We start from the raw sequence: 12,260 nt of genomic DNA on the forward strand, positions 1-12,260 counted from the left end.
GTGAAATTCCTATTACTGAAAGAATAATACTTCCGAACATGTTATTCGCAGCCACCGTTTGGGGATTTCAGTTTGAGCGTTCATTCACCCACAACGATCCATGAGACACAGGAAATCATCGCCCAATCCTTTCGGGACAAAAGCCCTGTTTATCCTCAGGGCGGAATGACGCAGCAGCACTGGCTCGCACCAGCTACTGAACCAGGCGTGCTACTGGATATGAGATCCATTAACCAGGTTGTTGATTATCCGTTTCGAGACATGACCATCACCGTGCAGGCAGGCATGACAGTTCATCAGATGAAACAACTTCTGAAAGAACAGAAGCAATGTCTGCCTATCGACGTGCCTGATGAAGCTACTGCAACAGTCGGAGGCAGCATTGCCGCTAACTTAGCAGGGCCACGTGCCGCAGGCTGGGGTTCCTGGCGCGATTACCTTATCGGCTTAAGCTGGCTCAATGACCAGGGCAAAGCAATTAAGGCGGGTGGGCGCGTCGTCAAAAATGTAGCAGGGTATGATTTCTGCAAACTGTTTGTCGGCTCGCTGGGAACGCTGGGTGTCATCACTGAAGTAACCCTGAAAGTAAAGCCTCAGCCTGAAAAGTTGTCACTATTGCTGATAGAAACAAATAGCTCCGGCTGTCATGTGTTAATGCAGGCACTGAAATTGCGGCAGGTCTACCCGGTTCTGGCAGTCTGGAATTCCACTAGCAAACAACTAACACTTGGTTTTGAAGACAATCAGAGCGCTGTCAACTGGCAGGTGCAACAGACTTTACAGGCTGCCGAAACGGCCAGGTTATCCGTGCAGATTGTGGAACAGGAAAAAGCTGAGCAGCATATATCTCAGATCATCAACAGGAACAAACCTCGCGATGCAGTACATTTTGCAGCGAAGGTGCCTCGCGGTCAGGCCTTACCGCTCGCTGAGCAACTGGTAAGCTGCGATTCAGCATGTTCTGTACAACCGCTGACTGGATTGATTAATGGAGAATTGCCTGCAGAAGCTACAGAAGAACAAGCGGTGGAACGTATCAATGCATTACGTCAGCAGCTTCACAAGTTGGGAGGCATACTTTTCATGTCAAGCTGCCCAGCTCAATGGCGTGTTCGTTTGTTGCCCTTTGGTACACCACGACCTGAATGGAAACTAATGCGGAAAATCAAGCAGACACTCGATCCTCACGATCTGTTTCAGCGAAACCGTCACGAAATATTTCTGGGTGAATAAGGAATCAAGCTTTGTCATCAGCATCAACCCAGAATCAATCGACACCACCAACGGGAATCGGGCAGGGTATCAATTACGAACTATTCCTCGATTGCGTTCATTGTGGTTTGTGCACTGCCTCCTGTCCTACCTATGTGGAACTCGGCACCGAGATGGATTCGCCTCGAGGCCGTATTTATCTGATGCGAGGCGTGGTCGATGGCCGGATTCCACTCGATCAGGATGTCAAGGATCATCTTGATCTCTGCCTCAATTGTAGAGCCTGTGAAACAGCATGTCCGAGTGGTGTGCAGTATGGCAAATTGATCGAGCCCTTCCGCAACGATCTGGTGGACCGCAAACAAAATGTTGAGCGGCTGCCTTGGTGGCAGCGATGGGTGTTGTTCCACATCTTCCCTTACGCGTCGCGAGTCCGCTGGGCCATAGCCCCGGCCCGCTGGCTGCAGTGGTTGAAGCTCGACCGAGCCATCATCAAGATTTTGCCAACACGACTAAGGCAGATGCAGGAGATGTTGCCTAGGTTGCGCTCACTCCCAGCCTTGCCAGAGTTTTTGCCTGCGCAAGGTAAAAAACGGGCCAGTGTGGCACTACTCACAGGATGTGTCAATGATGCCATGTTTCGACAGGTGAACTGGGCCACCGCCAAGGTGCTTCAGTTCAACGGCTGCGATGTCTGGATTCCACGTGCCCAAAGCTGTTGCGGAGCGCTGCATCTGCATGCTGGGCATGAGAAGCCGGCCCAGCAACTCGCCACATCTTTGGTTCATCAGATGCTCGCAAGAAGTGATGTTGATTATCTCATCACCAATGTCGCCGGTTGTGGTTCAACGATGAAGGAATATGCTCATCTTCTGGAACATACCGATTCGGCAACACAGGGAGTACTGTTTCAGAAGAAGGTACGCGACATCCATGAATTCCTGATGGAACTCGGGCCGGTCAAGCCTGAACATCCGCTCAACCTGCGGGCAACCTATCACGATGCCTGTCATTTGTGCCACGCACAGAAAATCAGGCAGGCGCCCCGCGACTTGCTCGCCTTGATTCCTGGTTTGAAGGTTCAACCTTTAGCTGAGTCCGAAATCTGCTGCGGGGCAGCTGGCAGCTACAACATGACACAGCCAGAGATGGCTGAAAGGCTTGGCAAACGCAAAGTCAGTCACATCATCGAAACCAACCCTCAAATGGTTTTCACTGCCAACGCTGGGTGTATTCTGCAGATCGCCAGATATTTGAAACAAACACTTCCCAATGTCCCCGTGCTTCACCCAATCGAAGCACTCTGGGCCAGTTATTCTGGCGAGCCGCTACTTCGCTAACCCTTCCACGGGGCATACCACGCATACGCAATCCAGACAGTAAGCGAAACCAGAGCAGCGACCAGGCCTGTTTTCAGCCACAACATATGTCGTGAGAAATTGGCTTGTTCCACGGGCGATTCAATCATCAGCTTCATGTTCTCGGTACGCTCGGTGACGCTACCATGCAGCCAGCCAACATGGTCGGGCGATTCGCCATTAAGCAACGCCACCCTGTGCAGAGCATTTGCATATACCGATAAGCCAAAATCATGAGACTGATCATGCCAGGCCAGGCAAGCCATCAGGTCGGCTTCCCGTTCGAGTTTGCGCGATAGATCACACAGAGTGAACCGAACATAGAGTAGGACTACGCCAAGCAATGCTGATTGAAACAGTACCTGATCCCAGATCGAAGATGTGGTGATCTGCGTGGAGACCAACCAACTGGCCAGCGTCCAGATCAACAGGCTTAACAGGAGATAAACCAGCAGTATCCAAAGATGCCGATAGCGGATGTGCGCTAACTCATGGGTAAACACAGCACATAGTTCATCATCGCTGAGTTGATCCAGCAGCAAATCACTGAATATGACAAACCGTGGTCGTGGCAAATAACCAGCCAGAAGAGCCATAGCTTGTTGCCCTTGCGTGTTCCAGACGAGGATGTTGGTCAATCGAATGTTGAGTTTTGAGCAGATTTTCTCCAACATGTCTCGCCGAGGCCCTGCACACATCGGCTCCGTATCCCAGGCCTTCGTCCAGATCCAGGGCAGGAACCATGCGATCGCAATCAGACTGAGCAAGCCGAACAGGACCAGCGTCGCCCAGTTCCATCCTGCATCATAGCCTTGCAGTGCCCCCTGGATGGCTGCAAACACAAACAATGGCTCCAGCAGCATGGCCAGGTGGTAGCGCGCCTTCGCCTTGATGAACTCACCTGCACTCTGCATGGGCAGCCATTGCGACCATTCACTCGTTTGATGCAGCGCCCGTTCTACGCGGTAAAAACTCGACCACGATACCAGAAGGCCTAGCACAAATGGAAGCAGGATGACCAGTTCATCCAGAAACAGCGTGTGCGATAGATGCCAGGTGTTTCTGACTACCGAGGGCCAGCCAAACAGGAACAGCGTGGTGAAGTACATGCCCACCGCAAAGACGATATGCAATCGCCTGAGTATGCGCAGCAGTCTCGCCCATTCTTCCCGTTTGTCTGGTCGCGTGAGGATACGGTGCACCAGATAACTTGAGGGAATCTCTGCCGTCAGCCCCATTAGCAGCCAGACCAGGCTGGATTGAATTACAGCCCGTGTCGGGTCAACTGGCTTGCCCGTCCCCAGCGGTGCAAAGAAAACCACCGCCAGGACAAAGAAAAAGACTAATCGCATAACCTAACATAGCACCTGTTTCATGGTGAATAAGCGAACTCATTGCCAAAGCCGCTATTTTGGCAATTGCTGAACGATAAGGTGGCTCGGTTGTGACGCTGATCGATGAATGGTATGTGTTGCCGATTGAAAATCTTTTTCTGTTGCTTCAAAAATGTTGGGGATGAATTTTTGGGGATTCCTATCAATCAGAGGAAACCAGGTGCTTTGTATCTGCACCATAATGCGATGCCCCTTGCGGAAGCAGTGATTCATCGAATGCAGGTTTATTTGATATTCATTTACTTTACCAGGCTCAATTGCCCGGGGGTTTTCAAAACTTTCACGGAATCGCCCACGGAAGACATCGTTGGCCACCATGAGCTGATATCCTGCCATTTTGCTTTCGGAATAGTTGTCTGGATAGACATCGATGAGTTTCACGATCCAGTCGCAGTCACTGCCTGTGGTAGAAGCGAACAGCTTGGCAAACACATTGCCTGCCAGGACGGTATCCTCGTGCAATGGCTCTGTTTCGTAACTCAATACATCAGGTCGATTGTGGACAAAACGCTGATCCTGCACGAGCCACACGCTCCAGGTAGACCCAATGCTGTAAGTTGGGCGGATAGGCCGTTCACGGTACGGCACCGGCTTGCGAGGATCCGATACATATGAATCGGAAGCTTCAGCAGTCTGCGGGGCATCAAAGCTCAGCTTGCCATCTTCATGAAAATAAAGTTGTCTGGTCCTGGCTTCTTTCGGTGGCCATTGGCTCGAATTGACCCAACGGTTACTGCCCGTCTGGAAAGTCATCACTTCCTCAAACGGCATGTCTCCCTTGTCCTTCAGATATTTATCAAAGAAAGTCTTCTGAACCGTTTCGCGGTAGTATTGTGCCGTCGGTGAGTTGAATTTGATCTTGTCCAGCGAACTGCCATCACCACCCGCCCAGCCGCCGTGATTCCAGGGACCGACGACCATGAAGTTCTTCTTTTCCGTGTCTTTCTTCTCAAACTGGGAGTACGTCGTCAGTGGACCATAAAAATCTTCCTGATCCCACCAGCCTGCCACGGTGAGCGTTGGCACTTTCACTTCGTTCATGTACTTCGATGCAGCCTGCTTCTGCCAGAAAGCATCATAGTTGGGATGCTTGACGAAGTTGTTCCAGGTAGGCATCTTGCCTTTAAGGTACTTTTCGTTGACGTTGCTGAGTGGCCCGAGTTTCAAATACCATTCGTACGTATCCACTTTGTCAAACTTGAACTGGTTGGAGCGCTTGTCGGTCTCTATCATGGTGACATATTCCAGCCCATAGCTTAATCGGAATGCCCCATTGTGATGGAAATCATCTCCCAGGTACATGTCCGCTACCGGAGCCTGCGGTGAACCAGCTTTGAGTGCCGGGTGAGGATCAATCAAAGCCATGGTCGTCAGCCAGCCATCGTACGAGATGCCCAGCATGCCCACCCGGCCATTATTCTGAGGCACATTCTTGATCAGCCATTCAATCGTATCGTAGGTATCGCTGCTTTCATCAATCGCCTGCGGATTGCTCTTGTCTCTGGGTGCGCGAATCATGTCAAACTCGCCATCCGATTGATAGCGGCCTCGGATATCCTGAAACACAAAGAGGTATCCGTCTTCTGCAAGGTTCTTCAGGTAGGAATTCAGTGGGTTGGGACGGTCAGCATTGTAAGGCGTGCGGATCATGATAATGGGCAGACTTTCCGTCTGTTTCTTCGGCGTATGAATGACGGTGTACAACTTCACGCCATCCCGCATGGCAATTTTTTCACTGCGGCGATCGTAGGATATCTTGTCAGACTTTTCCTGGCCAGACAGTTGAAGTGCTGGTTGGAACAGGATCAACAGACAGATAGTTCCCTGAAGCCTTATCATGTTCGTCTCACTAGGAAAGGTATTTTAAAAGAAGCCAAGTTCCAGCCGTGCTGCTTCCGACATGCGTTCCTGCGACCACGGTGGCTCCCATACCAGTTCCACCCTGGCGGAGTGCACTCCAGGCAGGCTGGCAATTTTCTCTTCAACCTGTCGAGGCAGCGAACCAGCTACCGGACATGCCGGAGAAGTTAAAGTCATTTTCACCGCGACATCATTCGCGGCGTTGACTGCAATTTCGTAAATCAGTCCCAGTTCATAAATATTGACAGGAATTTCGGGGTCGAAAATCGTCTTGATGACGTTGGCAACACGATCCTGCATCGGCAGCTCAGGATCATCCTGAAACTCAGGTTCCTTTCCAGTGCCAATTCCCAGCTTACTCATTCCGAGCGGAGTTCTCGACGACATGCTCACTCCTTCGAAACTGCATCTGCTTCGGTCTCAGTGACTTCTTTCGATTTCTTCTTTTTCTTCGGTTTCGTAACGGTGAGCGCTTTCAAAGCAATGTCCGTGCGGAAGAACATGCCTTGATATTCAAGTTTGGGAATAACACTGTAAGCCTTCTCCCGTGCTTCTGCCAGCGTATTCCCCAACGCAGTAACGTTCAAAATGCGTCCACCATCAGTCAGCACACGGTTGTCAACCATCCTGGTGCCGGCATGGAATACCTTGGTATCTTCAACACGGGAAGCACTTTCAAAACCCGTGATGAGCTTGCCCTTGCTGCTTGATGTGGGATAACCCTGTGCAGCCAAGACTACAGTTACTGCCGGCCGGGGATCCCAGACGACTTTGTCGCTGTCCAGTGTATCCAGAGTACCATCGACCACCGCTTCCAGCAGATCAAGCAGATCAGATTGCAGCCGCATCAGAATGACTTGCGTTTCCGGATCGCCAAATCTCACATTATATTCCAGCACTCGAGGCCCCTGGCTGCTCATCATCACACCGGTGAAGAGCACGCCACGGAATGATCGCCTCCCTCGTCGCATCGCGTGTACCGTTGGCACAATGATCGACTTCTCAATATCAGCCAGTTGCTCTGGAGTTACCGTGGTTGCCGGGCTGTAAGCACCCATGCCACCTGTGTTCGGCCCCTGATCGTTGTCAAAAGCCGCTTTATGGTCCTGCGTTAAAGGCAGCGTCAAAATGCCCCGGCCGGAAACCAGGGCCAGCACGCTGACTTCGTACCCATCCAGCCTCTTTTCCACTACCACCCGCCGGCCTGCTTTGCCAAACGCTTCTTTGACCATGATGAGATCAAGTGCCGCAAGTGCTTCAGCAGTATTGGAGCATACAATGGCTCCTTTGCCCGCACAGAGACCGTCAGCCTTTACCACGACGGGATAGTCCCGGCTTTCAATGTATCGCTTGGCAGGTTCGGGATGATCGAAACAGCGAAACTCTGCCGTGGGAATGTCGGCATGTCGCATCAGTTCCTTTGCAAAAACCTTGCTGGCTTCCAGTTCTGCAGCCAGCTTTGATGGTCCAAAGACACGGATGCCTGCCTTCTGCAGTGTATCAGTCAAACCCGTTGCCAGCGGCGCTTCCGGGCCGATGACTACCAGTCCGATCTCCTCTTTCTTGCAGAATCGAATGATCTTGTCAGTTTCTTCCGGCTCGATGGCGACATTGCTGGCATCAAGAGCCGTTCCGGCGTTCCCCGGTGCGCAGAACACCTGTTTCACACGTGGAGATTGAGTAAGTTTCCAGACCAGGGCGTGTTCACGCCCACCTTTGCCGATGACAAGAACCTTCACGTCGCTTCCTCAACGCATGATTGCATCTGCTTTCATGCTATCAAGGTAGCGAGGAGTTGCCACTGAATTGAATGATTCACTTTACTTCCGCGCAAGCATCAAGTCGTGCGCGATTCGCGTGTGTGGGCCTTCAGATATTCCAATGCCTTTTCCAGCACCTTATCCTGATAAGGGCGAGTAGAGCGATTGAGTGCTGACATGGTATTTGCTGTTTCCGCCAGCCCTGCAATAGCGCCTGCTGCACCGCTCCAGCCGGGCATCATGCTTAATGGGCCAAACATCGTAGTGATCTTTTCCACCTGATCCATCCGGCTGCTTTCTTCATCACGAATGATATCACGATCACGACGGGCAATCAGCCAGTCCAGTTCTTCCAAGGGCGACAGTTTCACTTCAATATCAGGTCGCACGCCCCAATCGTCCTGTTCCTTGCTGTCGGGGAATTTGTGAATGTTCTTTCCGCTGGGACGAAGATACTTGGCAGTGGTCAGCCGCAGTCGGCTGGTGCCCGCTTCCATGGGATAGAGTCGTTGCACGCTACCCTTGCCAAAGCTGCGGTCGCCAATCACCACAGCACGCTTGTGATCCTGCAGCGAGGATGCCACAATTTCACTGGCCGATGCTGACATCTCATTGACCAGCACCACGATCGGTATGGCATTGGAGCCGGTAAAGAAAGTGCCTTCCTTCTTGGCTTGATAGATACGTGGTTCTTCGTTGCGGCCTTCTACGCGAACGATTTCTCCCGAATCTATGAACAAATCTGCCATGGATACGGCTGTTTCCAGTGAGCCACCAGGGTTGTTGCGCAGATCAAGAATAAGTCCCTGGGCATGATCCTTCTGCAGTTCCTGCAGTGCCTTCGTCAATGTTTCCAGCGAATTGGAACCGAACGATGCGATGCGGATGTAGCCAAACTGTCGGCCAGCATCGACGAAGAAATCCCAGTTCTGGTCAGGTTTCCGTTTGTCGCCAAGAATGCCTTCAGTGGTTATCTCTTCACGGGTCAGGGTAATTTCCATGCGACGACCTGAACCCCGTCGACGAATCGTCAAAGTCACCGTAGTCCCCGGAGAGCCTGAGATGCGATCCACCACATCATCATTGCTGAGACCTTGCGCCTTTTCACCGTTGATGGCTTCAATCTCATCGCCTGGCTTGATACCTGCCCGATAGGCTGGTGTGCCCATGATGGGTGTAATCACCATCACCCGCTTGGTATCGCGGTTGACGACCACCTGCACGCCAATGCCTCCAAATTTCCCTTCACTCTGTTTCTTGAAATGCGTGTATTCTTTCGGGCTGATGTAGCTCGAATTGGGGTCGAGACTGGCCAAGCCGCCATCAATCGCCGCTTCAATGAACTTGCGCCGTTCTGCAGGTTTCAAGTCACGAACGTAATTCATGTCAATGTGCTGCATGACATCGATCATCAAAGCCAGATTTTCATAATCCTTGCCTTGCGAGGTGAACCCTTTGACAAACTGCATCGGCCCACGCGGTGGAATCAGCCCACCCTGGGCAGCAGTCCATGCTGCGATACTGAGCAGCAGAATCCCAAGAATCCAAACAGCATTGCGACGAGGCATAAACTGGCTCCCACGGTCGATACGGAATTATACCGGCCTTTGCATTTCGCACAACCTGAGGTATACAACTCCTTCACATTGGAGAGCACATCTTTCTCGTACGGTAAGTGTCAAACTGCAATGCCTTTATTATTGAGTTGAAGCTGAATGAAGTTCCTGTTGACGAACCTGATCCCACCCGGAGAATGTCATCATTGACATTAATCCCATTATCTGGCTTAACCTTTATGCCAACCTCTGCTGACATTCGCAAGCAATTCATCCAGTTCTTCGTCGAGAAGTGTGGCCACACCTTCGTGCCCAGTTCGCCGGTGGTACCGCTCGACGATCCCACGCTCCTTTTTACCAACGCCGGCATGAACCAGTTCAAGGATGTCTTCCTCGGCACCGGCAGCAGGCCCTACAAACGGGCTGTCAATTCGCAGAAGTGCATCCGAGCCAGCGGCAAACACAACGATCTCGAAGACGTCGGTCGCGATACCTACCACCACACCTTCTTCGAAATGCTCGGCAACTGGTCGTTCGGCGACTATTACAAAGCCGACGCCATCCGCTGGGCCTGGGAACTGCTCACGAAAGTCTGGGGCATCGACAAGACGCGATTGCATGCCACCGTCTTCGGCGGCTCGCCCGATGAAGGCGTGCCAGGCGACGATGAAGCTGCTGAACTCTGGGCCAAAGTCACCGACATCAACCCCAAGCATATCCATCGCTTCGGCAAGAAGGATAACTTCTGGGTGATGGGTGAAACCGGCCCCTGCGGTCCATGTACTGAAATCCATATCGACCGCACCCCCGATGGCAGTGGCGGCAAGCTCGTCAATGCTGGCGTTCCCGAAGTGATGGAGATCTGGAACCTCGTCTTCATCCAGTACAACCGTAATACCCCGGGCGGGAAGCTGGAACTCTTGCCAGCTAAGCACGTCGATACCGGCATGGGCTTCGAACGAGTCACCTCCGTACTGCAAGGGGTGAACAGCAACTACGATACCGATGTGTTCACACCATTGCTGTCAGCTATCAGCGATCAATTATCAGCGAAATATACCGGCAAACTGGATGATCCGAAGGACATCGCTTTCCGCGTCCTCGCTGATCACCTCCGCATGCTCACGTTCTCGCTAACTGACCATGCTGAGTTCAGCAACAAGGGCAGGGGGAGTGTCGTCCGCTCCGTCCTCCGCCGTGCCGTCCGCTTCGGCTACCAGACCTTCGGCCAGCGCGAACCGTTCCTCTACAAACTCGTCCCCGCTGTCGTCCATCAAATGGGTGATGCCTTTCCCGAACTGAAAGCACACCCCGGCAAGGTGGCTGAGCAGATACGTGGGGAGGAGGTGGATTTCTTGAGAACGATTGACAGGGGGCTGTCACTGTTCGAGGAAATGACCATTAGTTGTTTTGCCAACCAGGTTGTTCGAGAAAGAAAGCTGGATGCTCGACCCATTATTGGTGGCTCAAGCAAGGGTCTCGAACCTTATTCTTCGACACCAGGAGAGATGAGCCATCAAGTTACCTTCATGAAGCGTTCAGGAGATACTGTCACAGAAGACTTTAAGGTAATCGTGAGCAGCAAGACAGAAGACTTTAAAAGACAGGTGCAGAAGTTCTGCAAGCAGAGTCCTATCATTCCAGGCAACTTCATCTTTGATCTTTACACTACCTTTGGCTTTCCGCCTGACCTTACCAGGCAGATGGCACAGGAACGCTGGTTAGTCACCGATGAAGCGGGGTTTCAAACTGCCATGGAAGCTCACGAAGAAAAGTCCCGCGGCAAAGCCACCACCGGCCAAGTCGCTCTCAACGTCGCTACGCCACTCCCCGCCACCGATGACCGCCCCAAGTGGTCGGGTAGCACCGGCCAGGCCACACTCCTCGGCTGGATTGCTGACAACCAGTTCGTTACCACGGGTTCACGGACACAAGGGGAAGTCGCCCTCATCCTTGATCGCACCTGCTTCTACGCCGAATCAGGCGGACAGGTCGGCGACACCGGCACCATCTCCACTGAGCACGGTAAGTTCGAAGTCAACAGCACTACCAAGCTCGGCAACGCCATCGCCCATGTCGGCAAGCTCATCGAAGGCAAGCTGAACGCAGGCGATACGGTGAACCTCGCCGTCTCCAGCGAACGCGACTTCACCCGCAAGAACCACACTGCCACCCACCTCGCTCATTGGGCTTTGCAGAAAGTGCTCGGCAGCCACGTCGAACAGCGTGGTTCCAAGGTCAAGCCCGACGAGTTCACCTTCGACTTCAGCCACTCCGCTGCCCTCACCACCAGTGAGAAGACCGAAGTCGAACGACTCGTCAACGAGAAGGTCTATCTCGATCTGGAAGTTCGCTCGAAAGAACTCCCCATCGCTGAAGCCAAGAAACTGCCTGGCGTCAAAGCCTTCTTCGGCGACAAGTATGGCGATGCTGTCCGCGTCGTGCAGATTGGAGATGGCTTCAGCACCGAGTTTTGCGGCGGCACCCACCTCGACCGCACGGGGGCTATTGGCCTCTTCAAGATCGTCGGCGAAGAAGCTGTTGGCAAAGGCATCCGCCGCATTACCGCTGTCACCGCGAAGCAGGCTGTGGAAGCCGTGCAGAACGCTGACCGTGTCCTCAGCGAATTGACCACGCTCTTCAAGTGCCAGCCGACCGATCTGCCCAAACGCATCATCGGCCTCTTGGATGAACAGAAGAAGCTGAAGGATCAACTCAAGAAGGGCACCAGCCACGACCTGGGCATGGTCGCTGACAAGATGCTGGCTGACGCGATGGACATCAATGGCATCAAGATCATCACCGGTGCTTTGCCTGAAGGCGTGGCTGATGAAGCCGTCCGCACGCAACTGGACCGCATTCGGCAGAAGTCTGGCTCCTGCGTCATCATCGTCGGCTGGCCCGTCGCTGAAGATAAGGTAACGCTGATCGCTGCTGCTACCGAAGATGTGACCGCCAAAGGCATCCACGCCGGCAAACTTGTCGGCCTCGCCGCAAGCATCGTCGGCGGCAAAGGCGGCGGCAAACCAACTCTTGCCCAAGCGGGTGGCAAAGACCCCAGCAAACTGGAGGAAGCCATCGAAGCAGCCAGAAATGAGGCGGCGGGGAAGTTGAAGTAAG

General features: G+C 52.8%; 8 protein-coding genes. 3 read left to right on the top strand and 5 right to left on the bottom strand.

What is annotated here, in order from left to right:
* Positions 1–72: 72 nt before the first annotated feature.
* Entirely contained in the window at positions 73–1,233 is a 1,161-nt protein-coding gene (locus JNJ77_17035; protein MBL8824294.1) for an FAD-binding oxidoreductase, read from the top strand.
* A 56-nt stretch (positions 1,234–1,289) separates the two neighbouring features.
* Positions 1,290–2,552 carry a (Fe-S)-binding protein gene (locus tag JNJ77_17040; protein ID MBL8824295.1) on the top strand — a complete coding sequence of 421 codons (1,263 nt, stop codon included), beginning with the start codon at positions 1,290–1,292 and terminating at the stop codon, positions 2,550–2,552.
* Here the strand turns inward: JNJ77_17040 and JNJ77_17045 are convergent.
* The 5 genes from JNJ77_17045 to JNJ77_17065 all read right to left on the bottom strand — a co-directional run bounded on the left by JNJ77_17045 (position 2,549) and on the right by JNJ77_17065 (position 9,152).
* Positions 2,549–3,922: a M48 family metalloprotease gene (locus tag JNJ77_17045; protein ID MBL8824296.1), complete on the bottom strand. Its 1,374-nt coding sequence runs from the start codon at positions 3,920–3,922 to the stop codon at positions 2,549–2,551. The two genes, JNJ77_17040 and JNJ77_17045, sit on opposite strands and share 4 nt — an antisense overlap.
* A 54-nt stretch (positions 3,923–3,976) precedes the next feature.
* Complete coding sequence (locus JNJ77_17050) at positions 3,977–5,803, bottom strand: CocE/NonD family hydrolase (protein MBL8824297.1); 1,827 nt, start codon at positions 5,801–5,803, stop codon at positions 3,977–3,979.
* A 24-nt stretch (positions 5,804–5,827) separates the two neighbouring features.
* On the bottom strand, positions 5,828–6,187 hold the full coding sequence (locus JNJ77_17055; protein ID MBL8824298.1) for an SUF system Fe-S cluster assembly protein: 360 nt from the start codon (positions 6,185–6,187) through the stop codon (positions 5,828–5,830).
* A gap of 26 nt (positions 6,188–6,213) precedes the next feature.
* The gene (gene purD, locus JNJ77_17060; GenBank protein MBL8824299.1) at positions 6,214–7,563 is read right to left on the bottom strand and encodes a phosphoribosylamine--glycine ligase; all 1,350 of its coding nucleotides are present in this window, start codon (positions 7,561–7,563) and stop codon (positions 6,214–6,216) included.
* A 98-nt stretch (positions 7,564–7,661) separates the two neighbouring features.
* A complete protein-coding gene (locus JNJ77_17065) occupies positions 7,662–9,152 on the bottom strand; it encodes a S41 family peptidase (protein MBL8824300.1) in 1,491 nt (496 codons plus the stop codon).
* Between the two features lie 227 nt (positions 9,153–9,379).
* Here JNJ77_17065 and alaS point away from each other — a divergent pair, with 227 nt between their 5' ends.
* Entirely contained in the window at positions 9,380–12,259 is a 2,880-nt protein-coding gene (gene alaS, locus JNJ77_17070) for an alanine--tRNA ligase (GenBank protein MBL8824301.1), read from the top strand.
* Position 12,260: the final 1 nt, after the last annotated feature.

This window comes from Planctomycetia bacterium, assembly GCA_016795155.1.
Taxonomy (GTDB): domain Bacteria; phylum Planctomycetota; class Planctomycetia; order Gemmatales; family HRBIN36; genus JAEUIE01.

Bases quoted from the DNA above. Each gene is read 5' to 3' on its own strand.
- JNJ77_17045 (MBL8824296.1), bottom strand. From the start codon at position 3,922: ATGCGATTAGTCTTTTTCTTTGTCCTGGCGGTGGTTTTCTTTGCACCG.
- JNJ77_17050 (MBL8824297.1), bottom strand. From the start codon at position 5,803: ATGATAAGGCTTCAGGGAACTATCTGTCTGTTGATCCTGTTCCAACCA.
- JNJ77_17055 (MBL8824298.1), bottom strand. From the start codon at position 6,187: ATGAGTAAGCTGGGAATTGGCACTGGAAAGGAACCTGAGTTTCAGGAT.
- JNJ77_17065 (MBL8824300.1), bottom strand. From the start codon at position 9,152: ATGCCTCGTCGCAATGCTGTTTGGATTCTTGGGATTCTGCTGCTCAGT.
- alaS (MBL8824301.1), top strand. From the start codon at position 9,380: ATGCCAACCTCTGCTGACATTCGCAAGCAATTCATCCAGTTCTTCGTC.